The following is a 25,095-nucleotide window of genomic DNA, read 5'->3' as shown; positions in this document are numbered from 1 at the left end:
CGGTGCATAGTCGGCTGCGAACATACTTTGGTGCAACCTAGTTGCGGTAGCTGGTGTTGTTCGTAGGGCTGAATCCCTCAGAGGGTACTAATCAATGAAACTCGGGGTTCAAAGAATACTGCTAGGTAGTAATAGAAAAATGGCATAAGAAAAGTACGCTCGTGAGTTTCATTAACCAAAGGGAGCTTGATAGATAATGGCCACCGTCAGCGCGCAAATCCGGAGCGCAGACGAGGCGATTTGTCGGAATATCGAATCGCTCGCTGACCAGCGGGCATTGCTCTCGCAAAATATCCTCTCACACCTCCGGAATCTGGTCGAGGGAGTTGCGGTTCGGCTCCACACTGGCGCACCCGATGCCGAATTCAACTACGCCGCAGTTGAACCAGGGTTGGCCTTCGTCAAGAGCAAAGGAAGGTTCAACTTCCTTGGTAAGTTCCACAAACTGATTCAGGAAAGTGTTTCCCACTACACCTTGGACGGGGACGCTTCTGAACGCTTGATGCTCAAGTACTACGAGTACCTTCACCGCATCCGCAGCTTACTTCAAGGCACCTGTGGAGACGCAGTGCTGGCGAACCTCGAGGCCTTCCCGGTCGACCTCGATCCATCACTGCGTGAGTACCACGAGAAGATTGCTGCTAGGATTGAGGCAGGCCGTTCAATTCCGCTGGATAGCAGCACCAGGGATCGGTACTATATCCACAAAACGCGTCCGTTCTTCATCGACGGGCGACTCTACTACGAAGTTACACTCTACCGCGCTATGAACAAAGTGAGTAAATTCGACCGCACCATCGCCTTCACTGATATCGACATCACTGAAGAGTACGCAGCTATGTTGACGCTCCGGCGGGACTCGATAGAAGTGCTCACCCATACGATGCCAATCACGATCATCCGCGAGTGGGAGGTCTCGATTCGCCCGTGCGAATTTGATAACTTCGCGCGCTTGCTGGGCATCTCCACGAAAGTTCGGACCAAGTCGGAGGAGTATCGCTACCTGATGTGGGGGCTGACGGCCGGCTCAAGCAGCCTGCTCGACTTGATTGACATACCCGATGACAAGTACGCGGTAGTGAGGGCGGCGGGTACGGCTGGTGTGGACAAGCCGCAGATCTTCCCTGTTCTGGATGAAGTACGCCGCATAGTGAGATCAGCCGCTTCGGGTCACAACGTACTCCGCTATCTCATGCTGCGGATGCACAACCAGATCCTCAAACCGCAGTATCACCCGGACCGCTGTACCCGCCTTTCCGATCTGGATCTCCTGTACGGCTGCATCCCCTTCGACAATATGCCGTTCTGCACCTCGCTGCCTGAGCACAACCCACGGTACTGGGACCTCGTCGAGAGCATTGATGTAACCGGGCGGAACCACGAACTGCTCGCTCGACGCGTGAAGAACAACGTAGAGCGTCACGGAATTCTCTACACTCCCGTGGTTGATCTTGAGGAGTTCGGAGAGGTCAATGATTTGATCTCTACTTACAACGATAAGCTCTATTACAAGCATACGCATCGTCGACTCGTGCTCGACAAGGACCATGTCTTTATCAGTGGGCATGAGGACGACACCGTCTCCATCGTCAAGACACTCCAAGGGTACGCATTATCTGGGATTGCCGGCTACACACAAGCCGTTGAGCGCTGGCTCGATGAGACATCTCGAGGCATCGATGACCACGCGAAGGAAGATGCGCTCAAGCAGTTGTTCAGCCAGTCTCGCGTCGCCCTGATCTACGGGGCGGCCGGCACTGGCAAGTCAACGATGGTGGATCACATTGCGCACTATTTTAATGACAAAGAGAAGCTCTTCCTTGCGCACACTAACCCAGCGATCGACAACCTCAAGCGCAAGGTAACCGCGCAGAACTCGGTTTTCCGCACGATCAGCAGCCACATCTACAGGAGTGCCACCGATCCAGATTACGACCTCCTAATCATTGACGAGTGTAGTACTGTGAGCAACGCAGACCTAATCAAAGTTCTGGAGAAGACCTCCTTTAAGTTGCTCGTACTCGTCGGCGACGTCTACCAGATCGAGTCGATCCAGTTCGGCAACTGGTTCAGTATAATTCGTTCATTCATCCCGAGCACGTCTGTGTTCGAGCTGACCACGCCTTTCAGAACCAAGAACGCGTCACTTTTGGGCTTCTGGAACAAGGTGCGAGCCATCGAAGACGACATCGCCGAGGTTATGGCTCGCAATGGGTACTCGACCATACTCGACAAGACGTTGTTCGAGACCCGAGGGCAGGACGAGATCATCCTGTGCCTGAACTACGACGGTGTCTACGGCATCAACAACATCAACCGATTTCTGCAGAGCAGCAACACCGGTGCAGCGACGACCTGGGGCGTCTATACGTATAAGGTCGGTGATCCCGTCCTCTTCTACGAGTCTGAGCGGTTCCGACCCGTGATCTACAACAACCTCAAGGGCTGGATCAGATGCATCGATCGCGCCCGTGGTCGAATTCAATTTGACGTCGAGCTTGATCGACCGCTCAGCGAATTCGACGTCGTTAGTGATGAACTCGAATGGATGGGTGACTCGACCGTACGCTTCTCAGTCTACGAGTACGACACCAGCGATGAAGACGACGACTCGCTGAACACCACCGTGCCATTCCAGGTGGCTTACGCCGTTTCGATTCACAAAGCGCAGGGCCTCGAGTATGACTCCGTCAAGATCGTAATCACCGATGCCAATGAAGACGACATCACACACAGCATCTTCTACACGGCCGTGACGCGGGCACGTGAGAACTTACGGATCTTCTGGACGCCGGAGACACAGCAGGGGGTTCTGAAGAGCCTCCGCCGCAGCACCAACCCCAAGGACGTCTTTCTTCTCGCTAGCCGTCGTGCCCTTACGCTGGTCCGCTAAAGGGACATCATTTCCTAAGTGATATTGCTTTTACCATAAATATCTGTTCAAACAAATAACCAGGCAGGCAATGCTATTTTAGTAACCTTAAGCCGCCGCTCGCTCCAGCTGGGCTTTGCTCCAAAAGAGGCATTTGTTCCATAAGTCAATGAGTTGTTCCAAAAGTCAAAAACGACGTTATTGTAAACGTTCAACTAGTTTTCTTTTTTGTTCATATAGGGATTTCTTTTGATCCGCCAGTAAGTTTAGGGTCGTCTGGGTAAGACTATCATCTGGAAGTGATTTTAACTCATCTTCAAGCCGGACTACCGCTAGTAGTTGGTCAATAATTGATTTCTAATCCGATAGGTCTTGAGCAGATAAGGGTTTAGACAACTACTTTCTCCCTTCGATATTGATTGCCCCGCGCGTCAGGTGAAGTTCGACTATTCTCTATCTCCGTCCAATGAGCCACTTTTACACTTTGGTCTGCAAGGTGGCTCACACCTTTCGTCAGAAGGTGTGATCAAACAGTCGCCTGGATTGTGTCATGTAAACGCCATTGGGCCTGACATTCTCTGTGTCTCTTCCCCAAAACGGTTACCTAATCGCTAGCTTCATAAGCGCGTTAACCGCCGCCGCCGCGAGGTTGCTGCCACCCCGGGTTCCCCGCACGGTTATGTATGGAACGTCGCGCTTCACCAACGCCTCCTTGGACTCCTTGGCCTGAACGAAGCCTACCGGCATGCCGATCACCAGGGCGGGGCGAACCTGGCCGGCGTCGATGAGGTCCAGCAGTGCGTATAGTGCCGTAGGCGCGTTCCCGATGGCCACAATCGCGCCATCGATCCGGTCGGCGAGGCGTTTGATAGCCACGGCGCTGCGGGTTTGATTGGTCGCCTTAGCTTCATCGGCGAGGTCCTTCTCGTCCAGGGCACAGAAGACCTGAACCCCCAACTTTTCGGCATTGGCCCGGTTGACCCCGGCGCCGACCATGCGGACGTCGGTGAACACGCCCTTCCCGGCGCGGAGGGCGGCGATACCCGAATCAACCGCACCGGAGGTCATCTGGATCTTGCTGGCTAGTGGTATTTCGCCGCTGGCGTGGATCAGCCTTTTAACCACTTCCTTTTCGGACCGGTTGAAGGGCAATTCCGGGAGGTTGGCTTCGATGATCTCCATCGACAGAGCCTCAATATCTTCCGGGCGGCTGGCCACCGCTGAATCCTCAAAATGCGGTAACAATTCCGGAGAAGCCGTGCCTAGCCGTTCAGCGACGAGTTCGATCAGGCTTTCAGCCCGGTCCAGGGTGCCGGCCAGTTTAAGCTTGAGGTCGGAGTATTGCTTGCTGATCTCGTCCATCATACCGGGGATGTCATGGCTGACGTGCTGACCGCTGTAGAGGAAGTACGGCATGACCACCACGTTCCGGAACCCCTCGTCATAAAGGGTGGCGGCTGACTCGGCCAGGGTAGGATGGTTGAACTGCATCGCCGCCCAGCGGATCTCAACACCCGGCGCCAGATAACGCTTGAGGCGGGCGCAAAGACCCGTCATGATAGGAATGACGCTGTCAGCCTTCGGGCTGCCGTGAGACAGGATTATTACCGCTGGTTGGCTGGTTTTGATGGTCATCTCGCTCCTCTGCATCTCAACAAATCTGTCGCGTTCGGCTCTAGCCCTCAATCAACCGACTCGTTAATGGTACCATTAAGGCCCTTGACAATCAACTCTAAGTGATATAGATTAAGTGTAATTGAATAACACAACAATCTAAGGTAGTCCTTCAATGGAAGGACGCGCAGGTGTAAGTCCGGTGAAAGTCCGGCACAGTCCCGCCTGCTGTAACCGGTAATATTACTACCGGGAGTCAGAACCCTGGCCTTAGATTAAGTGGGCTCTCCGCGGCAGAGGAGCAGTGCCAATTTTTTATTGACATTGACCCTTTGGCCGCATGGCTAAGGGGTTTTCTATTTTTCCGGCTCAATGGGTCCTTGAAAAGAGCTATTCCGCCCTGAGAGGAATCGGGCTATCGAAAAGCACTCAGTCGAAAAACCAGGCGCTACCGGCCAGACACGGAGATTCGGAAGCCTGGCCATTCAGGCAGCGCTATTGGGCGTGGCGCTTTTTGTTTTTGCCCCCAAGCCGGTGTTGGCCATGCACATCGCCGAGGGCATACTTCCAGCCGGCTGGGCAATAGGGTGGTATGCCGTTGCTATTCCTTTCCTGATTATTGGCGTCAGGATGATCTCCAAAAAAACACAGCAGAACCGAAAACTGATCCCCCTGCTCGGCCTCGCCGGAGCCGCCGTTTTTCTCATCTCGGTCTTTCCCGTCCCGGTTCCCGTCGCCGGGACGACTTCCCATCCGGCCGGCACACCATTGGCGGCAATCCTTCTGGGCCCGTTCATCGCCGCTGTACTGGGGGCTATCGCCCTGTTATTCCAGGCACTTTTCCTGTCTCACGGCGGTCTCTCCACCTGGGGAGCCAATATCCTATCTATGGCGGTGGTCGGGTCGTTCGTAGGTTTCGGCGTGTTTTTCGTGCTGCGGAAAACGGGCGTCAGCTTGATGCCGGCAGCCTTTGCCGCCGGGGTCCTGGGCGACTGGGCGACCTATGCCATGACCTCGTTCGAATTGGCCTCGGCCCTGGCGGCGCCCGGAGGCTTCTGGCAGATGTGGGGCAGCCTGGTCGCCGCCTTCGCGCCGACGCAATTGCCGCTCGGTTTTCTGGAGGGCCTTTTCACCGCCGGGGTGGTCGGGGCCATTCAGCAGCGCCGCCCGGACCTGCTGGCTGGCGGTTTACTCGCCCGGAAACAAACAGCAGAAGAGGCAATCCGTTGAATAAGGGAAAGCTTGTGGGCACAATGTTCGTGGTGCTGATCGGCCTGGCGGCGATCATCGGCACTTTTCTCCTGGCGTCGAACAACCCGGTCAAGGACGACGGACCTTTCAGCGACGCCACCGATGTCCTCTCCGGGGATGCCGCCGCCGGCGCCGGCCGGGAAGCCCGGGACCCGCTGCTCAACACCGAGCAGGGCAATATGCTGGTGTTCTTCTTCACCCTCGGCAGCCTTGTCGCCGGGGGTATCATTGGCAAATACTGGCGGCAACTCTTCGGCGGGAATAATAACTCAAAACATTCCTCGGCTTTATTGGCCTTTGGCATCCTGGCCGTGGCGCTGGCGATCCTCGTCGCCGCCTGGGAAGCGTTCTCGGGCAACCCGATGCTGGATCCAGCCCTGGGAGATGTGGTGCTCTTTATCTTCGCCCTTGGTGGGGCCATAATCGGGATTTTTACCGGTTACCTTTTTCAAAGCCACCTCGCAGCGAAATCCCCCGCGGAGGTTCGGCCTGTTGGCTGATTTCCACATCCTCACCACCGCCGCCGTCACGAACAGCCGACTCGGCCGTTTCGATGCGCGGCTCAAGGTGGTCGTGGTGGCAGTGGCGATCATGGTCAATCTTCTCAGTGTCAACGTCGTGGCGCCGCTGCTTATCGCCGCGGCCGCGCTGGGCAGCCTGCTGATTTCCAGGGTGCAGGTAAGGCGGATATTGCTCAGGCTCGGCCTGCCGCTGGTGATGGCATCGGTCGTCTTCGTCACCCAGCTCCTCCTGAATGGCGAGACGGTTATCGGTCAAGTCGATGTGTTTGGTCTGACCATATCGGCTTATGCCGAAGGATTAGAGCGCGGTCTGCTCATTGTCGCGCGGGTCATCGGCGGCGCGTCGTTGGTCATCTGGCTCAGCCTGTCGACGCCGGTGCAGCAACTCCTGTCCGCCAGCCAATCCTTCCGGGTGCCGAAAGTAATCGTCGAGATTACCGCCCTGATGTACCGCTTCATCTTTGTCCTGCTTGAAGAGGTCATTACCATCCGGCAGGCGCAACAGATGCGCCTGGGTTACGCGCGCTGGCGGACGGCCATGAAATCAGTATCCGTGTTGGCCGCCAGCCTGTTCTTCCGCGCCTATGACCGCGCCGAGCGCTTGTTCTCGGCGATGAGCGTCCGGGGTTATTCCGGCAGCACCATGGCGATCAAAACCCGCACGCTCTCGTTAACCGATTACGCCGCGCTCGGCCTGGCGCTTTCCGCGCTGCTGGCGATCTATCTCATCGGGAGACTCACCCTGTGATCAGGCTCGACCATTTGTCGTTCCGTTATTCCGAAGGCACGCAGGCGCTTAGGGAAGTGACGCTTGAATTCCCCACCGGGCAGTTCTGGGCGCTTCTCGGCGCCAACGGCTGCGGCAAGACGACGCTGCTAAAACTCCTGGTCGGTCTGCTCAAGCCGACTTCCGGGGCTATTCTCATCGACGGCCGGGACTTGACCAAACTCAAAGACAAGGAACTGTTCTCCCGGATCAATCTGGTGTTCCAGGATCCCAACGACCAGCTTTTCGCCGCCACCGTCGCTCAGGACGTGGCTTTCGGACCGACCAACCTCGGCCTGTCGCCGGTAGAGATCGAGGCCCGCACCAAGGAAGCCCTATCCGAGGTCGGCCTCGTAGGGCTAGAGGAACGGCCCATCCATACCCTATCTTACGGCCAGAAGCGGCGGGCGGCGTTGGCCGGCGTCCTGGCCATGCGGCCGGAGGTAATCCTGCTCGATGAGCCGACCAGCGGGCTGGACCCCAAGGGCATCTATGCCATCATGAGCCTATTAAGGAAGATCAACCGGGACAAAGGCGTCAGCATCATCGTCGCCACCCACGATGTAGACCTGGTGCCGCTGTTTTGCGACCAGGTGGCCATCATGAAGAAGGGAGAACTCCTGTCCAGCGGCGACCCGGAGAAGGTCTTCGGCAACGAGACCTTAGCCCGCAGCGCCGAACTCAGGCTGCCGCGGATCGCCCATTTGATGGAGATACTGGAAAAAGAAGACGGACTGCCATTTACTTCTCGCCCGCTGACCATTGCGGGCGCAAGGCGGGAACTGCTGGAGGTAATCAATCGAAGCCACACGTCAACCGGGGAAGCTTGAATATTTCCAATAATACGTGGCTATTCGCCAACAATTACGTAGTTTTGCGGATGTCATCTGATAATCTGGGGTGTTATCATGAAACCAGATATTGAGTATTTGGTAGAATTTAATAGATTATGGTAGTTTTAGCAATGAAAACACCCAGCGAAGTAAAGAGACAATGATATCGATCTCCCGGCTGATGCTTGGGACCGTAAGCCCGGGCGACCATCTCCGTTATGGCCGCGCCCACTCGGGCGATAACGGTGGTGTGCCCCGCCCGGTGGTCGTCTGGAATTCCACCCGCGCCTGCAACCTTAAGTGTGTTCACTGTTACGCCTCCGCGACAGAAAAGCCGGCGGCGAATGAGATGACCACGGTGGAAGCAAGGAGCTTTATTCAAGATATCGCCGCCTTCGGGGCTCCAGTAATCCTCTTTTCCGGCGGCGAGCCGTTGTTGCGGCCGGATTTTCTCGAACTGGCCGAACACGCCGCGAGCCAAGGCCTTCGGGTGGCTTTATCAACCAATGGCACCCTTATCGACGGCGCGATGGCCTCGAATCTGAAACGGATAGGTTTTACCGAGGTCGGTATTTCTCTCGACGGCATCGGCGAAAAGAATGATCGTTTCCGCGGGCAACCGGGCGCCTTCGACAAAGCCCTTAACGGTGTTCGGCACTCTATGGCCAATGGTCTACGGGTGTCTCTCCGGCTAACGATGACCCGGTTCAATTACAAAGAACTCCCTGCGATTTTCCGACTGGTAGAGGACGAGGGCATCGAGCGGGTCTGCATCTACCATCTGGCCTATAGCGGACGCGGCGAAAAACTCAAGGCCGCCGACCTGAGTCCGGAGGAAACTCGCCAGGCGGTGGATGGCATAATCGACATCACCCGCGACCTTCACCGGAGGGGCAAACCGAAGGAAATCCTGACCGTGGGAAATCACGCCGACGGGGTTTATCTTTATCTGAAGACCCTCCAGGAAAACCCCGAACGGGCCGGAAAGGTCCTGGAACTTTTAAAACTCAACGGCGGCAACAATTCCGGCAGTCGCATCGGCGCCGTCGATGAAGCGGGCAACGTCCACCCTGACCAGTTTTGGCGCCACTACTCTCTGGGCAACGTCAAAGAGCGGTCCTTCGGCCAGATCTGGGCTGACACCAGCGAACCGCTTTTGGGTAGTCTGAGGAACCGCAAGGAATTGCTAAAAGGCCGTTGCCGGCAATGCGCCTACCTCGAATTGTGTAACGGGAACCTGAGGGTCCGCGCCGAATCGTTCTATGGCGACGTATGGGCGCCCGACCCGGCCTGTTATCTGACCGATACCGAGATTGGAGCGGGCGGTGAGTAAAGTCTGGATTACACTCAGCCTGGAGCGCCGCAAGGTTACCTGGGAGCGGACGAGGTTCGGCAAGCTCAGAATTATTCACCTAACACTCCGCGAGGCTATTTCTTGATATCCGAAATCGATATGGTCGAAATTAGGCTTCTCGGTCTCGTCCAGGCTGATTTTCCCCTGGAAACGCGGCCATTTGCCTGTTTGGCCGAAATCCTCGGGGCAACCGAAAGCCAAATCATTGGTGATATCTCCGATCTTAAAGCGCGCAGGCTGATCCGCGAAATCGGCCCTGTTGTCTGTCCGCAAGCTCTTGGGTTCCAAACAACACTGGTGGCCATGAAAGTCAAAGCTGAAAATCTGGAAACGGCCGAAAATAGCATAGCCAACAATCCGGGTATCAGTCACGCCTATATCCGGGAAAATTTCTTCAACCTGTGGGTGACATTAGCTGTGCCGGTGGAAACAGATCTGGACTTCGCCGTTCAGGAACTCGGCCTAGCGTGCGGTGCAGATGACGCTATCTCACTGGCGGCAATTAAAACGTACAAACTTAAGGCGCTCTTCGGCACTGCGGCGGATACCGTGTCACCGGATGCCCCGGCCGTGGCGAACCGATTGGCGCTCACCGGCTTAGAACGCCGGGTGATCAACGCCATCCAGAGGGACTTGCCCGTAGAGCCCGAACCGTTCAATGCGATGGCGACTGAGGCCGGTCTGGAAACCACGGAATTGCTCGCCATGGTTGACGCGCTAAAATCACGGGGCGTTATCCGCCGCTATGGCGCCAACATCAACCACCGGAAGGCTGGTTATGCCGCCAATGCCATGGCTTGCTGGAAAGTACCTGCCGACCAGCTTGACGAGATGGGTGGGACACTGGCCTCGCGCCGCGAGGTCAGTCACTGTTACTCCAGGCGAAGCGACGCCCGCTGGCCGTACAACCTGTACGCCATGATCCATGCCGCTACCAAGGAAGAATGCCGCGGCGTTGCCGATGAGGTTACGGCGTCAAGCGATGCAGGGGAACCGATACTGCTGTTTTCATCTCGGGAGATCAAGAAATCGAGGAACCGCTACGCGGCCAATCCGCTCCCCAAAATGGAGAATCGCGTTTAATGGCCGAGCTTTACCCGGCATTATTAAACCTAAAAAATAAACTTTGCCTGGTCGTCGGTGGGGGTCCGGTAGCAGCGCGTAAAGCCGCCTCCCTCGTGGCGGCTGGCGCCCGCGTCAGCTTGGTCAGCCCGGCGCTCTGCGCCGTACTGGCGGAATCGGTCTCGAAGAATGAAGTATTACATACGGCTCGTAAGTTTGAGGAGAGCGATCTGACCGGCGTTTTCCTGGTAGTGGCGGCGACCGACCATCCAGAGGTCAACCGCATGATCGGCGAGGCGGCTGAGGCAAACGGCATCCTGGCTAACGTCGTAGACGCGCCTGAGGCATCGAGTTTCATCGTCCCTTCGGTCATCCGCCGCGGCAAGCTCCTGATCGCGATCGCCACTTCAGCCCAGAGCCCGGCGTTGTCGCGGAGACTGCGCCTTCACCTGGAAAACGAGATTGGCGAGGAATATGGCGAGCTCGTGAAACTCGTCGGTGAAGTCCGCGCCGAACTGAAGGACGCCGGAACCAAAGTCAGCGAGCAAACCTGGCAAAACGCCCTCGACCTCGACGAACTGGTTGACTTGCTCAAGGACCGTCGCCGCGATGAGGCGAAATCGGTACTGATACAGAGACTTATATCGAACGCGGGGGGAGCCTAGAGTGCCCCTTTTTGCCTACGGCGTCAACCATTCGGCCACACCCATTCGACTCCGTGAGAAACTGGCGATCACCACATCACGGCTGGGGGCGGGGCTGGAAATGCTGCGCGATTACTACCGCCACGCCGCTATCCTGTCCACCTGCAACCGCACCGAGGTCTATTTCCTGGCGCACCCGGGCACCGAAGGCTCGATACTGCGGTTTTTTGCCGAGTGGTCCGGTCTGCCGGAGGCTGACCTCCGCCAGCATCTTTACACCTACCAGGACTATGAGGCCTTCCATCATCTGTTCGAGGTGGCGGCGGGGTTGGACTCGATGATCATCGGTGAGTACGAGGTGCTGGGGCAGGTCAAGCACTCCTTGGAAGCGGCGCGTAAAGCCGGCATGGCCAGCCTCAAGATCGAACGCCTCTTCAGTCATGCCATCTCGGCCGGACGCCGGGTGAGGTCGGAGACCGCCATCAGCCAGCATGCTTTGTCGATAAGTTCGATAGCTGTCGACCAGGCAGAAAACATTGTTGGCGACCTGTCTCAACGCCGCACCCTGGTCATCGGCGCCGGGGAGGCTGGCTGGCTGGCGGCCGAGGCCGTGGTGAAGCGCGGCGGGCATCTTACCGTCTTCAACCGGTCGGCGGAAAAGGCTAAGCTGTTGGTCGATTCGCTCGGCAGCGCGACGCTGGCTTCAGGGAACCTGCTCGATGAGCTTGCCATGGCCGATATCGTCATCAGTTGCACCTCGGCACCACACCATGTGGTCGGTCACGGCCAGGTGGCTGAGGTGATGAAGACCCGACCGGACCGCCCGCTCATGTTCATCGACATCGCCGTGCCGCGCGACATCGATGAAAAAGCCAAAGAAATACCCAACGTTTATGTCTATAATATCGATGACCTGAACCACATCTGCCACCAGAACCGCTGCAAGCGGCTGGCCGAGGTGGACCGGGTCAAGACCATCCTGGCGGAAGAGTTGGAGCGATTTTACCGCTGGTGGCAGAGCCTCAGGAACCGCCCGGTGATCCAGGCGCTCTATCAAAAAGCAGAAGCTATCCGTCTCGAACAATATGAGGAGACGATCAAAACCTTGCCGCCCCTGGATGAAAAATCGCTGGGTCACCTTGACGCCATGACCCAGGCCATCGTCAACAAGCTGCTGCACACCGTGGTGGATAAGCTGAAACTTGGCGCCGTAGCCCAGAACGACCTTGATGCAACAGTTAAGGAATTATTCAACCTGGAAGTGTTGGTGGATGAAAAAACCGAAGTTTAGGATAGGCAGCCGGGCCAGCCGCCTGGCGATGGTTCAAACCAGCATGGTGCAGTGCTGGTTGGAAAAACATTGCCCGGGTTTTGAGGTAGAGGTGATCAAAATCTCCACCGAGGGCGATCGGAAGCTCGGCATCTCCCTGGGCGAATTATCCGGTCCGGGAGCCTTCGTCAAGGAACTGGAACAGGCGCTGCTGGAAGGGCGAATCGACATCGCTGTCCATAGCCTGAAAGATATGACCATCAAGCTGCCCGAGGGCTTGATGATTGGCGCGGTGCTGGAGCGCGATGACCCCCGCGACGTGCTGGTTACTAGGGGCTTCAAGTTCGACGAACTGCCGCTTGGTTCGATGATCGGCACCGACAGCCCTCGGCGCGCGGTGCAATTGCTGAACCTGAGGCCGGACCTTAAGGTGCAAACGCTACGCGGCAACGTCGAAACCCGCATCGGCAGGGTCACCGAAGGGGTCATCGATGGCGCCGTCCTGGCGGCGGCCGGCCTGCGCCGGTTGGGACGCGAGGAGGCGATCACCGGCTATTTTCCCGAATCCTTTTTACCGGCTCCCGGCCAGGGAGCCATGGCCATCGAGGCCAGGCAGGACGACCTGGAACTACTTGAGATCCTCCGGTCGCTCAACCACGCCGGCACAGCCGTCGCTGTCACCGCTGAACGCGGCTTCCTGGCGGCCATGGGCGGCGGCTGCCGGGCGGCGGTCGGCGCCCTCGGTACCGTTGAAGACGGCAGGCTGAGGCTGCGCGGCATGTTCTCGCCGGATCACCGGCACATCGTGAGCGACGAGATCGCCGGTGATCCCGAGAACGCCGAGAAGCTCGGCGCGAGTCTGGCCGAAAAGATGAAAACCACCTGGAACGCCCTTTACCCGGAGGCTGCGGTTTGGAAATAGGCAAGGTATATCTCCTTGGCGCCGGACCCGGCGACCCAGGGCTGATCACCGTCAAGGCGGCGGGAATCCTCGAAAAAGCCGAAGTCATTGTCTATGATCGGCTGGCTTCCGACCGGCTGCTGAAAAACTGTCGTCCTGACGCCGAACTCATCTACGTCGGCAAGGCCGCGGCGGACCACGCCCTGCCCCAGGATAAGATCAACCAGCTATTGGTCGACAAGGCTCTGGAGGGCAAAACCGTCGCCCGGCTCAAGGGCGGCGATCCGTTCGTTTTCGGGCGCGGCGGAGAGGAAGCAGAAACCCTGGCTGTGGCCGGCGTCCCCTTCGAGGTTGTGCCCGGTGTGAGTTCTTCGGTGGCCGTTCCGGCCTATGCCGGCATACCGGTTACCCACCGGGCGGCGGCTTCGTCTTTCGCCGTGGTCACCGGGCATGAGGACCCCACCAAGGCCGAATCGCGGCTTGATTGGACCAAATTCGGCGCCGATACCCTGGTCATCCTCATGGGCACCACCAATTTGCCCAACATCGTAGCCGGTTTACGCGCTGCCGGACGCGCAGCCGCCACACCGGCCGCTGTCATCGAAAAAGGCACCACCCCGGAACAGCGGGTAATTACCGGCACGCTGGCCGACATTGTCGCTAAAGCCAATGCGGCTGAGGTCAAGCCGCCAGCTATCCTGGTGGTCGGCGAGGTGGTCAACCTCAGACACCGACTGGCTTGGTTCGACAACCGGCCGCTCTTCGGTAAAAAAGTGCTGGTCACCCGCTCCCGAACCCAGGCCAGCGAACTCTCCGCCGTCCTTTGCGAGCTCGGCGCCGTCCCGCTGGAGCTGCCGGTGATCTCTATTACCACCGGGGACGACGCCGGGTTGGATCGAGCCATCGGAGACGATACAAATTTTGACTGGGTGGTATTCACCAGCGCTAACGGCGTCGAAGCCTTTTTTACGCGGTTAGCCGCCGCCTGTAAAGATGCCCGCTGGTTCGGCGGCGGCAAGGTGGCCGCTATCGGCCCGGCAACAGCTGCATCGCTGGAATGCCGCGGCATCAGACCGGATTTGATGCCCGCAGAGTATACCGCCGAGGCCGTCCTGTCCGAGTTCGCCGAGAGCGACATTACGGGGAAGCGGTTCCTGCTGCCCAGGGCCGATATCGCCCCACCGCTATTGGCCGAGGGGTTGCGGCGCAAGGGAGCCGTTGTCGTCGAGATTGCCGCCTACCGGACTCTGGGAGACAGCGGAACCACGCCGGAACAGGCAGCGAAATCGGTCGCCAAGGCCGACATCATTACCTTTTGCTCGTCATCCACCGTCGAGCATCTCTTAAAACTGGTGCCCGTCTCAAAGATCAGTGAAAACATCATTATTGCCTGCATCGGCCCGGTAACCGCGGCCACGGCGGAAAAACTCGGCCTCCGCGTCGATGTCGTCGCCGCCGAACATACCATTCCCGGCCTTGTGGATGCCATGGAAGAATATTTGGAATCGAGGACGAGCCAATGAGCACGTTCCCTGAACTAAGACTGCGCCGCCTGCGGCGGACGCCCGGAATGAGGAAACTGTTTCGGGAGACTGAGCTCAACGCCGGGGATTTCATCTATCCGCTGTTCGTCGTCGATGGTGACGGCGCAGCCCAGCCGATACCCAGCATGCCCGGCGAGGTTCGTCACACTCTCGCCAGCCTCGTAGAGGAGATCGACGATATCGTCCGGCTGGGCATCGGCGCTGTCATCCTTTTCGGCATACCGGCCGCCAAAGATGAGCAGGGTTTATCCGGTCTTGACCCGGACGGCATCGTGCCGCGGGCGGTTAGTCTTATCAAACGGCAGGTGCCGCAGCTTACCGTCATCACCGACGTCTGCCTGTGCGAGTACACCAGCCACGGCCATTGCGGCGTCGTCACCAACGGCGAAGTGGACAACGACGCCACGTTGCCGCTTTTGGGACGGATGGCGGTGGTCCACGCTAAAGCCGGCGCCGACATCGTCGCCCCGTCGGACATGATGGACGGCCGAGTCGGCGCCATCCGGCAGGCCCTCGACGCAGCTAATTACAAACACATCCCGATCATGGCCTATTCCGCCAAGTACGCCTCGGCCTTCTATGGCCCGTTCCGCGAAGCCGCCTGTTCGGCGCCGGGGTTCGGCGACCGCCGCGGCTACCAGATGGACCCGGCTAACGCGCTCGAGGCGATGCGCGAGATTTCGGCCGATCTCGATGAAGGCGCCGATGCCGTCATGGTCAAGCCGGCACTGGCCTACCTCGATATCGTGCGGCAGGCCAAGGATGGCTTCGATTGCCCGGTCGTGGCTTACAACGTTAGCGGCGAGTATTCGATGGTCAAGGCCATGGCCGAGCGCGGCTGGGGCGAAGAAAAACGCCTGGCGTTGGAGATATTGACCTCGATCAAGCGTGCCGGAGCGGATGTCATTATCACCTACCACGCCAAAGACGCGGCGCGTTGGATTAGCGAAGGAGACAGATGAAGTCGTTTGATAAGTCGCGCCAACTTTTTGCCGAAGCCCGGCAAATCTTCCCCGGCGGGGTAAACTCCCCGGTGCGCGCCTTCAAGGCTGTCGGCGGTGAGCCCTTGTTCATCGAGCGCGGCGAAGAGGCATACCTTTACGACGTCGATGGTAACCGCTACCTTGATTTCGTCGGGTCATGGGGGCCGATGATACTGGGTCACGCCCATCCGGCCGTCGTCGCCTCCATCGTCGAAGCGGCCAAAGAGGGTACCAGCTTCGGCGCCCCCAGCCGTCGCGAGACCGAGCTCGGCAAGGCCATCCGGGCGGCCATGCCGCATCTTGAAATGATGCGCTTCGTCAGTTCCGGCACCGAGGCGGTGATGAGCGCCCTGAGACTGGCGCGGGCCTACACCGGGCGCGAGAAGATCATCAAGTTCGAGGGCGGCTACCACGGCCACTCCGACGGTTTACTGTCGAAATCCGGTTCCGGTTTGGCAACTTTAGGTATCCCGGAGTCCCCCGGCGTTCCGGCTGCCTTTGCCGCCGAGACCCTGACCGCCGCCTACAACGACCTCGATTCCGTGGAGGCGCTGTTCGACCGCTACCCCGGGCAGGTGGCAGCCGTCATTCTGGAGCCGGTGGCGGCGAACATGGGCGTAGTGACACCCGAACCGGGTTTCCTGGAGGGTTTGAGGGAATTGACACGCGAGCGGGGCGCTCTGCTCATCTTCGACGAGGTCATCACCGGGTTCAGGGTCAAGCGCGGCGGCGCCGTGGAAAAGTTCGGTATCGTGCCCGATTTGACCACCATGGGTAAAATCATCGGCGGCGGGCTGCCGGTGGGAGCCTATGGCGGACGTAAAGAAATCATGCAGCTTATCGCTCCTTCCGGTCCTGTCTACCAGGCAGGGACGCTGTCCGGCAACCCGCTGGCCATGGCCGCCGGCCTGGCGACATTAAACGAATTAGAAAAACCGGGAATATATGCTGCTCTTGAAGATAACGCGGCGGCGCTGGCATACGGCATTTCGGCCGCCGCCAGGAAATCAGGGTTGTCCTTGCAGGTTAACCGGATCGGCAGCCTGATGACCGTGTTTTTCACCAGCCAGGAAGTGACTGACTACGCCTGCGCCAAAACATCCGACACCGAAGCCTTCAGAATATTCCACCGAACACTCCTGGAAAACGGCATCTACTGGCCGCCGTCGCAATTTGAAGCCGCCTTCGTATCGACGGCGCTCAGTCATGCGGACGTTGAAACTACCATCACCGCTATCGAAAAGGCATTCGCTGCCGTCAAGGAGGGCCGTCCCTGATGCCGCGGCCTGACCGGGGACAACTCAAGCGCGGCTTCACCACCGGCGCCTGCGCCGCCGCGGCGGCCAAAGCGGCGGCAGAGGCGCTGATCAAGCAGAGTGCGGTGCCTTCTGTCGTTATAACGATGACTACCGGCGAAAACGTCACTTTTACAATTTCCGAGTGCCGTTTCACCGGCGCCGAGGCCGTCTGCGCTGTCATCAAGGATGCCGGCGACGACCCGGATATCACCCACGGCGCTACGATCGTTGCAACTGTGGAATGGCGAGATAGACCGGGGATCGAACTGAAAGGCGGTGATGGCGTCGGCACCGTCACCCGCCCCGGCCTTGAGATACCGGTGGGAGAACCGGCCATCAACCCGGTGCCCCGGCGCATGATACGCGATGAAGTCTCCAAAGCGCTAGGACCGGAGACCCGCGGCGTCACCGTCACCGTGTCGGTGCCCGGTGGCGAGGCGTTAGCCCGGCGGACCCTTAATCCGCGGCTGGGCATAGTTGGCGGGCTGTCGATACTGGGCACTACCGGAATCGTTATCCCGTATTCACTGGACGCCTACAAAGCCAGCATCCCGCAATCGGTGAGCATTGCCAAGGCCTGCGGCTGCACCAAGGTTGTTGCCTCCACTGGCCGCCGTACCGAAAAATACGCCCAATCGGCGAACAATCTCGGTGAGGAATGTTTCATCCTGGTTGGCGATTTCATGGACGAGGCCCTCAAGGCTTGCGTTGAGAAAGAAGTCTTTGAAGCCGAGATCTGGTGCATGGTCGGTAAGGCGAGCAAGCTGGCGGCGGGCGAGATCAATACCCATTTCACCAAATCAGATATCAATATCACGTTGCTCGTCGGCATCGCCGCCGGACTTGGCGCTTCAGACGTATTACAAACGGAACTGGCTACCACGGTCATGGCCAACGAGTTCATGTCCGTACTGCCGATCGAAATGGTGCCCGAATTTTGCCGCCATCTTAGCCAAATCGCGGCGGCACGCTGCTCCGAATTCGCCGGATGCCGGGTCAAGGTTGTGTGTATCGTCTGCGACTACGAAGGGAAAATCCTGGGGCGAAGCGATGACTGATAATCTGGTTCATATTGTAGGCGTAAGCGGCGGGCGTGAGTGTATTCCCCCGGCTACGAGTGAAATCATAGATCGGGCGGAGTTGCTCATCGGTGGCGCTCGATTACTGAAGATGTTCCCCGAAATCAACGCCGAGAAGCTAGCGATCGGCAACAACCTGTCCGAAGTCATTACTACCATAAAGCATGCGCTCACCCACCGCCGGGTGGTGGTATTGGCTTCCGGAGATCCCAACTGCTACGGCATTGCCAGGAACCTAACCGAGGCGCTGGGAACGGAACAGGTCAAGATCATACCGGGGGTGAGTTCTTTCCAACAGGCTTTCGCCGCGGTCAAGCTGCCCTGGGACGATGCGGTACTATCCAGCGTCCACGCCCGTCCTATCGAGGACATCATCGGCCTGGTGCGCCGCGCCTCCAAGGTGGCGCTATTGACCGATAAAGATCACACTCCATCGAACGTCGCCAGGGCTTTGATCGAAGCCGGGATCGAGCGACAGGTCTACATTTGTCAGGACCTGGGCACCAGCGACCAACGGGTCTATTCCGGTTCCCTCGAGGAAACGGCGAAGACGGAGTTCTCGCCCCTCAACGTGATGATACTGGTCAGCGGGCCGCTGCCTGAGAAATCGTCGATGCCATTGATCGGCCAGGTGGACGAGAGTTTCAGCCAGCGCACCCCGGACAAGGGACTCATCACCAAGATGGAGGTCCGGGCTGTCAGCCTGGCCAAACTGGCTCTCCGGGAAGACAGCGTGGTCTGGGATATCGGCGCGGGCAGCGGTTCCGTCTCCATTGAAGCCGCCCGGCTGGCACGCCGCGGTCATATCTTTGCCGTGGAACGTTCGCCCGAAAGCCTTGAAGGATTGAAGGCCAACGTCGAGAAATTCGGCCTTGGAAACGTCTCCGTGATCGCCGGCAGCGCGCCCGGGGCGCTGGCCGGGTTGCCCGATCCGGACGCCGTCTTCATCGGCGGCAGCGGCGGCAGTATGGCAGATGTCTTAGCTATGGTAGCGGGTAAGCTCAGGCGCGGCGGGCGCATCGTCATCAACCTTGCCACTCTTGAAAACCTCGCGGAGGCCAGCCGCTCACTTCAGACTTTGGGTTTTGATACCGATACGCTTTTGGTAAATATTGCACGTAGCCGGGCTATCGGCAACCTGACCCGGCTGGAACCGCTGAACCCGGTTTTCATCGTTACCGCAACTCGGCAAGGGGAGGACAAATAGTTGGCCCAGGGAAAACTTTACGGTATAGGCGTCGGGCCCGGCGACCCGGAACTGGTAACCATCAAGGCGTTGCGGCTTCTTCGGGAAGTCCCGGCCATCTTTGCTCCCTGTAAGGCAGCCGGCGAGCCGAGCCTGGCCTCACGCATCGTCTGCCAACTCGATGAGCGGCTCAGTCCGAAGATTGCGAATCTCGTTTTCCCGATGTCGGATGACGAAGCGGAACTCGATGCAGCATGGCAAGCTGCCGCCCGTTCCGTGGCTGAAAAACTGAATAGCGGCATCGATTGCGCTTTTATCGTGGAAGGCGATCCGTTCTTATTCGGCAGCTTCATTTATCTTTTCGATAAGTTTGCCGGCGACTCAAACCAGCCTATCGAGGTTGTTCCGGGCGTGTCGTCGATCACCGCCGCTCCGGCACGCGCCGGCATTCCGCTGGTGCGCGGCGATGAGCGTCTGGCGGTGGTGCCGGCGCCCTCCGACCGGGAGGCTATCCGCCGGGTGCTCTCCGAGTTCGAGAGCGTGGTATTCATGAAGATCAACCCGGTTTTTGACACCCTTGTCGGCGTGCTGGAAGAGATGTCGCTCCTTGACCGGGCGACGGTGGTGGTCAAGGCGACCACCAGCGAAGAGCGCATCATCCGGCGCCTGGCTGACCTGAAAGGCCAGAAGCCCGGCTATTTTTCGATCATGATGGTCCGGAGGTAGAGATGCCCCAAGTATATTTTATCGGCGCCGGCCCGGGCGACCCGGACTTGATCACCGTTAAAGGGATGAAAGTTCTCGGGCAAGCCCAGGTTGTCATCTATGCCGATTCGCTGGTTAATCCCGAGGTTTTGAAATTCGCTCGTCCGGATGCCGAGATCCATAAGAGCGCTGCGATGAACCTCGAAGAAACAACGGCCGTAATCGAAAAGGCCGTCGCCGAGGGCAAACTGGTAGCGCGGCTGCAGACCGGCGAGCCGAGCCTCTACGGCGCCATCGGCGAACAGATGGCTGAGTTGGACAAGCGGGGTATCGAATACGCCGTCATCCCCGGCGTGAGTTCCCTGTTCGCTTCCGCCGCGGCCCTAAAAACAGAGCTGACGATACCGGAGGTCAGTCAGACGGTAGTCATTACCCGGCTAGCCGGCCGCACCCCGGTGCCGGAAAACGAAGCGCTGCACCGGCTGGCCGCCAACGGCGGCACCCTGGCGGTGTTCCTATCCTCCGGCATGGTGTCGGCGGTTGTCGCCGAACTGTTAAAAGGCGGGCGAACTGCGGAAACTCCGGTGGCTGTGGTTTACCGCGCCAGTTGGCCTGAGGAAAAGGTCATCAGGACGACCATCGCCAATCTTGCGTCCGATGTTTCGAAGGCGGGGATTTCCCGCCAGGCGCTCATCATCGTCGGCGATGTGCTAGCCGCCAAGGACAAAGGCCTGGTTTCCAAGTTATATGATAAAGGGTTTTCCCATGGATACCGTTAAACTCACCATTGTAGCTGTCACGAAAAATGGCACGGCGCTAGGACGGCGCCTGCGGTCGGTGCTGCCCCATTCTGAACTTTACGCCCAAGCCCGGTTCCTCGATGACCCGCAGTCCGGTGAACATCCCTATGAAGAACCGGTCGGGGAGCTTATCGGCCGGTTGTTTAAAGAGTGCGAGTCAATGGCGTTAATTATGGCCAATGGCATTGCCGTGCGGGCCGTGGCGCCGTACCTTAAAGACAAAAAGTCCGACCCGGCAGTGGTCGTCCTCGACGAGGGCGGTGAAAACATCATCAGCCTGCTGTCCGGGCACCTGGGCGGCGCCAACGCCTTAACCCAGAAGATCGCGGCTCTATTGGGTGCGCATCCGGTGGTCACCACCGCCAGCGATGTCTCGCACAACCTGTCGCCTGACAATCTGGCGGCGCGTTACGGCTGGCTTGTCGAGCCGGGCAGCGACCTGACAGGTTTAGCCGCGGCGCTGGTCAACGGCGATCCGGTAGGCGTTTTTCAGGATTCCGGGGAAACAGATTGGCAGGCGACGGTTAACGGATATGTGACAGTATATCCCTCGATCGACACGATTAAGAATGGGAAGGTCGCCGCCCGCCTGGCGATCACCAATCGCATGGTGGAACTGGATCATGCCATACCATCGGTTGTTTTTCACCCCCGGAACCTGGTAGTTGGAATCGGTTGCAACCGGGGCACAACCGCGACGGAAATCGATAAGGCCATCAACACCATCTGCCAGCGGTATGGCTTATCGCCGATGTCCATCTCTTCTCTGGCGAGCGTCGACTTGAAAAAAGATGAACAGGGGCTGCTGGAGTATTCGGTTGAACGAAACGTACCTTTGCGGTTTTTTCCCGCCGCCAGACTGGCTGAGATCCCCGTGCCGTCCGCTCCGTCGGAGCACGCCCTCACCCATGCCGGTACACCATCGGTGGCGGAGGCCGCGGCACTATTGGCCAGTGGGGCGACCGCCCTCCTGGTTGAGAAACAGGCGGTAGATGGACAGGTCACGGTGGCCGTGGCCGAGTCCGTTACCGAGGCAAAGTCCAATGGGAAGTTGTCGGTCGTTGGCATCGGGCCGGGCGATTTCGCGGACATGAGTTTCCGGGCAAGGCAGGCGATCGATGAAGCAGAGGTCATCGTCGGCTATAAAATGTACCTTGACCTCATTCGCCCGCTCCTGGCTGGCAAGACCCTCCTGTCCAGCGGCATGACCAAAGAAGTCGACCGTACCCAGGAGGCGGTCAAATCGGCCGGCGCCGGGAAAAATGTAGCCCTCATCTCCTCCGGCGATGCCGGCATCTACGGCATGGCCGGCCTGGCGTTTGAAGTTGCGGCAGAGATGAAAATTCCGGTGGAGATCGTGGTGGTGCCTGGGATCTCGGCGGTTTCAGCCGCGGCCTCACTCCTCGGCGCGCCGCTGATGACTGACTTTTGCACCATCAGTTTGAGCGATTATCTGACCGACTGGCCGAGGATCGAAAAACGGTTGGAATACGCTTCTAAGGCTGATTTCGTCATCGCCCTCTACAACCCCAAAAGCCGCAAACGGCCTCACCTGCTGGAGAAAGCGGTGAACATTCTGCTGAACCACCGTGGCGGCGGTACCCCGGTCGGCATTGTTAGTGATGCTTACCGGCCGGAACAGATGGTGGTGATCACTGACCTCGAGAACCTACCAAAGCAAGACGTCGGGATGACAAGCATAGTCATCATCGGCAACTCACAGACTGAGGTCATCGGCGGGCGCATGGTAACCTCCCGCGGGTATCAGAAGAAGTACGAACTCGGAGAAACCTCTGGGTAATCTGGTGTAAGCACACTTTTTCTGCGATTGTGCAGATCCAGGTTGACTTGAGGACCTCCAAAACCACCTAGGGTTTCCCCCGGCTCGACAACGCCCACACACCATTCCAGGATTGAGTTGATAAGGCATCAGTTCGTGTTGCTCGCCTACGAAGGTGGTAAGACCACCGTATTTCGAAACAGCGACGCCATGGGGTCACCGGCCCCCTCGCACACCATACGGTAAACAAGCCAAAACACAGCAGAGGCGAAGGTCGCCGGGAAGGCGTCGAGAGCCAACAAATCAGATCGAAATTAGAAGCGCAATTCACTCTAAATCAAGCAGCTGTTCACCCCAGACCCCGTGTCTCGCCAAGCCGCCTTGCTGGAAATCCCTGAGCGATTCAAGATTCTGATTTCGATACGGTCAGACCATCTTCCGCTCAAGATTGCCTTGGCTAGCCGCGGATGGACAAGCTACATGAGAAAAATCCGGTGTTTCTCACCAGATGGACTAGAACTCTAAATCGCCGGTCAGCAGTTTCTCCTGGTCCAAAGGCGGGCGCAAGAAATCCACATAGATACTATTGCCAAACGGCTCTCTGGGATGGTATTTGTGAGACTATCGAAACCCTATAGGGGGATAAAATGCAAAACCGACTTTTTCCGAAGGGCAGTTGCAAGTACCTCATCCTCGACCTTTTAGCACAGAAGGCATGCTACGGTTACCAGATCATCGGCGAAATCTCCGAGTGCTTCGATGGGGTCTACAAACCCTCGGCAGGCATGATCTACCCGGCCTTGGATTGGCTGGTCTCCGCGAAACATATTGTCGCCAAAGATTGCGACGGCAGAAAGGTCTTCTCGATCACCCCGCAGGGGTTTATTTTCCTCAACGACTGTATGCCGGCGCTCAGAGAAGCCAAAAAGCATATGAAGACAAACTGGAAAGCGGCCAGCCAGAAGGCGCTGAAGAAAACACTAGCCGCCCACAAAGACATGCTTCCGCTTATAAAGAGGCGTTTGCCGGAGCTAACGAGGGAGCAGGCACGGGAAATAACGCGTGCCTTGGATAGAGCCCACAAGGTTGTTGACCTGGCCATAAGCAGCAGGGCACCGGTAAAGCATGCGATTTCTGCCAAGAAACCGGTATCGCCTCGCATCATTGCCTGGGATGTCGTCAAACCTCAACAAATCCAACAGGCTCAGGCGACCGCGGCGCCTGGCACGCCGCCAAAAAGAGGGAAGGCGTATGAGTATTACATCAAGGGAGATGGGCGAGGGCCATACCCGAACATCCAACAGGCAATGAATGCGCTTGATATCCCACTGGCGGAAAGGCCCACGCACCTTCGCTATGAACGGCTGGGCAGACAGTTCAAGGAGCGTCTGGTCCGACGAGAAATTCAGATTGCCTCGGTATCAACGGGTACCCAAACCAAGAGCCAGAAAACCAGCCGCGTACCAGCAAGCGACAGATAATGATGCTGAGCGGTCGCCTGATCAAGATCGCATATTGTTAGGGGTAAAAGAAAATGGGGAAACACGAGGTGATAGCCACAAAACTTGAAGTTCTGGGGTTGATCGAGAGGAAAGAGGTTGTTGTTGCCGGTGATCTTGCCCACAATTTTGGATATTCACAGAAGGCCGCGGCGGAAAGATTGAACCAGCTCGAACATCAACGTCTAATCGAGAAGGTCAAGGAGATCTTTCGCCTTACAGAAAGGGGCCGCAAATATCTGAAAGTGATGAAGCGCGAACAGGAGCCGTCTCGCTCCCAGCTTCTTGATGAGATCAAGACACTTACCACCCGGATTGGGGATCGGGAAGCCACTATTCGCAAGATGAAGAAAGAAGGCGATACGCTTAAGTCTGAACTTTCGGCCCGCAAAGAAGAGTTTAACGAACTGGTCATGGGGCAAATGCTTAATAGAATTCGCCAACAATCAAAATAGAACCCCGACCTTCCGGCTGAGCTATCCGTTCACTTAGCCTGGGTGTATTTCATTAAGTCGCGTTCACTGGAAAAACAAAAAAGGGACTCCCCAGATCGGGAAGTCCCTAAAAAGCAAACGGCGGGACATTTCTATCCCGCCGTCGTTATAAGCCTTCGATTATAAGGTAGCTAACTGCTTAAGGCCTTAGCCCGTTCAGCATCCACAACCCCCATGTCTTTAAGGTGCTGGAAGATTTCGTCGAGTAGCTTGAAAGCGTCGCCGGACAGCGTTTTGCTGGCGCCGTCGTTCCAATCCAGAAACCAGTACTCGATTTCAACGGCCTCGAGATTTTCGTCCATGAAAAATCGGAACTCGTCAGCCGGGCCGCCCCATGACAACTGCCAGCGGAAATAGCCCCGTTTCTGGTCTTGGAAGGTTCCTTTGGCTACATAGTCGAGACCCAAGCCGTATTCCTCGAATTTTCCCAGCTCCGGGTGGGATGCGTCGGGATGCTTTTGATACAGCCGCCATAAAGTCCGTATGTCCCGCAACCGATCCTTAAGCTCGCCGTTAAGCCGTTCCCGGCATGATTCCTGTTTCATTTTGCCTCCTTCAAAGCAGTGTTTAGCCATTAGTAAGAACAAAAAAGGGGATATTCGTTCCCACGCACGGGAGACGAATATCCCCTTAAATAGC

The 25,095-nt window shown here is 57.8% G+C and carries 22 protein-coding genes and 1 riboswitch; of the genes, 20 read left to right on the top strand and 2 right to left on the bottom strand.

Annotation, left to right across the window (positions count from 1 at the left end; genetic code table 11):
- Positions 1-196: 196 nt before the first annotated feature.
- A complete protein-coding gene (locus Dform_RS08915; protein WP_076004697.1) occupies positions 197-2,893 on the top strand; it encodes an ATP-dependent DNA helicase in 2,697 nt (898 codons plus the stop codon).
- A 579-nt stretch (positions 2,894-3,472) separates the two neighbouring features.
- On the opposite strand, the gene Dform_RS11070 is transcribed toward Dform_RS08915, so the two are convergent.
- Positions 3,473-4,507, bottom strand: coding sequence for a precorrin-8X methylmutase (locus Dform_RS11070; RefSeq protein ID WP_225973675.1), 1,035 nt, complete (start codon positions 4,505-4,507; stop codon positions 3,473-3,475).
- 124 nt (positions 4,508-4,631) lie between these two features.
- A riboswitch (cobalamin riboswitch) is annotated at positions 4,632-4,773 on the top strand.
- 217 nt (positions 4,774-4,990) lie between these two features.
- On the opposite strand from Dform_RS11070, the gene Dform_RS08900 reads away from it, so the two are divergent.
- From Dform_RS08900 to Dform_RS08810, 19 genes are all read left to right on the top strand, one after another.
- Positions 4,991-5,716, top strand: coding sequence for an energy-coupling factor ABC transporter permease (locus Dform_RS08900; RefSeq protein ID WP_225973674.1), 726 nt, complete (start codon positions 4,991-4,993; stop codon positions 5,714-5,716).
- Positions 5,713-6,237: a hypothetical protein gene (locus tag Dform_RS08895; RefSeq protein WP_076004695.1), complete on the top strand. Its 525-nt coding sequence runs from the start codon at positions 5,713-5,715 to the stop codon at positions 6,235-6,237. The genes Dform_RS08900 and Dform_RS08895 overlap by 4 nt, the downstream gene beginning before the upstream one ends.
- On the top strand, positions 6,230-7,006 hold the full coding sequence (cbiQ, locus tag Dform_RS08890; protein WP_076004694.1) for a cobalt ECF transporter T component CbiQ: 777 nt from the start codon (positions 6,230-6,232) through the stop codon (positions 7,004-7,006). Before Dform_RS08895 ends, cbiQ begins: the two co-directional genes overlap by 8 nt.
- The gene (locus Dform_RS08885; RefSeq protein WP_076004693.1) at positions 7,003-7,854 is read left to right on the top strand and encodes an energy-coupling factor ABC transporter ATP-binding protein; all 852 of its coding nucleotides are present in this window, start codon (positions 7,003-7,005) and stop codon (positions 7,852-7,854) included. Before cbiQ ends, Dform_RS08885 begins: the two co-directional genes overlap by 4 nt.
- Positions 7,855-8,017: 163 nt before the next feature.
- Positions 8,018-9,190 (top strand): radical SAM/SPASM domain-containing protein, encoded by a 1,173-nt coding sequence (locus tag Dform_RS08880; protein WP_076004692.1) that lies wholly within the window; start codon positions 8,018-8,020, stop codon positions 9,188-9,190.
- Positions 9,191-9,310: 120 nt separating this feature from the next.
- A complete protein-coding gene (ahbB, locus tag Dform_RS08875) occupies positions 9,311-10,294 on the top strand; it encodes a siroheme decarboxylase subunit beta (protein WP_145925563.1) in 984 nt (327 codons plus the stop codon).
- Positions 10,294-10,938, top strand: a complete 645-nt coding sequence (locus Dform_RS08870) for a precorrin-2 dehydrogenase/sirohydrochlorin ferrochelatase family protein (protein WP_076004690.1) — start codon at positions 10,294-10,296, stop codon at positions 10,936-10,938. The genes ahbB and Dform_RS08870 overlap by 1 nt, the downstream gene beginning before the upstream one ends.
- A 1-nt stretch (position 10,939) precedes the next feature.
- On the top strand, positions 10,940-12,208 hold the full coding sequence (gene hemA, locus Dform_RS08865) for a glutamyl-tRNA reductase (protein WP_076004689.1): 1,269 nt from the start codon (positions 10,940-10,942) through the stop codon (positions 12,206-12,208).
- Positions 12,189-13,109 (top strand): hydroxymethylbilane synthase, encoded by a 921-nt coding sequence (gene hemC, locus Dform_RS08860; RefSeq protein WP_076004688.1) that lies wholly within the window; start codon positions 12,189-12,191, stop codon positions 13,107-13,109. The genes hemA and hemC overlap by 20 nt, the downstream gene beginning before the upstream one ends.
- Positions 13,100-14,611, top strand: coding sequence for a uroporphyrinogen-III C-methyltransferase (gene cobA, locus Dform_RS08855; protein WP_076004687.1), 1,512 nt, complete (start codon positions 13,100-13,102; stop codon positions 14,609-14,611). Before hemC ends, cobA begins: the two co-directional genes overlap by 10 nt.
- Entirely contained in the window at positions 14,608-15,594 is a 987-nt protein-coding gene (hemB, locus tag Dform_RS08850) for a porphobilinogen synthase (RefSeq protein ID WP_076004686.1), read from the top strand. The genes cobA and hemB overlap by 4 nt, the downstream gene beginning before the upstream one ends.
- The gene (hemL, locus tag Dform_RS08845) at positions 15,591-16,892 is read left to right on the top strand and encodes a glutamate-1-semialdehyde 2,1-aminomutase (RefSeq protein ID WP_076004685.1); all 1,302 of its coding nucleotides are present in this window, start codon (positions 15,591-15,593) and stop codon (positions 16,890-16,892) included. The genes hemB and hemL overlap by 4 nt, the downstream gene beginning before the upstream one ends.
- Entirely contained in the window at positions 16,892-17,971 is a 1,080-nt protein-coding gene (locus tag Dform_RS08840; RefSeq protein ID WP_076004684.1) for a cobalt-precorrin-5B (C(1))-methyltransferase, read from the top strand. Before hemL ends, Dform_RS08840 begins: the two co-directional genes overlap by 1 nt.
- Entirely contained in the window at positions 17,964-19,199 is a 1,236-nt protein-coding gene (locus Dform_RS08835; RefSeq protein ID WP_076004683.1) for a bifunctional cobalt-precorrin-7 (C(5))-methyltransferase/cobalt-precorrin-6B (C(15))-methyltransferase, read from the top strand. Before Dform_RS08840 ends, Dform_RS08835 begins: the two co-directional genes overlap by 8 nt.
- A complete protein-coding gene (gene cobI / locus Dform_RS08830; protein ID WP_076004682.1) occupies positions 19,200-19,904 on the top strand; it encodes a precorrin-2 C(20)-methyltransferase in 705 nt (234 codons plus the stop codon).
- Positions 19,905-19,906: 2 nt separating this feature from the next.
- Entirely contained in the window at positions 19,907-20,662 is a 756-nt protein-coding gene (gene cobM / locus Dform_RS08825; RefSeq protein ID WP_076004681.1) for a precorrin-4 C(11)-methyltransferase, read from the top strand.
- Positions 20,649-22,484, top strand: a complete 1,836-nt coding sequence (gene cobJ / locus Dform_RS08820; protein ID WP_076004680.1) for a precorrin-3B C(17)-methyltransferase — start codon at positions 20,649-20,651, stop codon at positions 22,482-22,484. Before cobM ends, cobJ begins: the two co-directional genes overlap by 14 nt.
- A gap of 626 nt (positions 22,485-23,110) precedes the next feature.
- Complete coding sequence (locus Dform_RS08815) at positions 23,111-23,944, top strand: PadR family transcriptional regulator (protein ID WP_076004679.1); 834 nt, start codon at positions 23,111-23,113, stop codon at positions 23,942-23,944.
- Positions 23,945-23,997: 53 nt separating this feature from the next.
- Complete coding sequence (locus tag Dform_RS08810; RefSeq protein WP_076004678.1) at positions 23,998-24,417, top strand: helix-turn-helix domain-containing protein; 420 nt, start codon at positions 23,998-24,000, stop codon at positions 24,415-24,417.
- Positions 24,418-24,587: 170 nt separating this feature from the next.
- On the opposite strand, the gene Dform_RS08805 is transcribed toward Dform_RS08810, so the two are convergent.
- Positions 24,588-25,001, bottom strand: coding sequence for a hypothetical protein (locus tag Dform_RS08805; protein ID WP_076004677.1), 414 nt, complete (start codon positions 24,999-25,001; stop codon positions 24,588-24,590).
- Positions 25,002-25,095 lie beyond the last annotated feature (94 nt).

Source organism: Dehalogenimonas formicexedens (assembly GCF_001953175.1).
Taxonomy (GTDB): Bacteria; Chloroflexota; Dehalococcoidia; order Dehalococcoidales; family Dehalococcoidaceae; genus Dehalogenimonas; species Dehalogenimonas formicexedens.
This window is presented reverse-complemented; position numbering and strand designations above follow the sequence as displayed.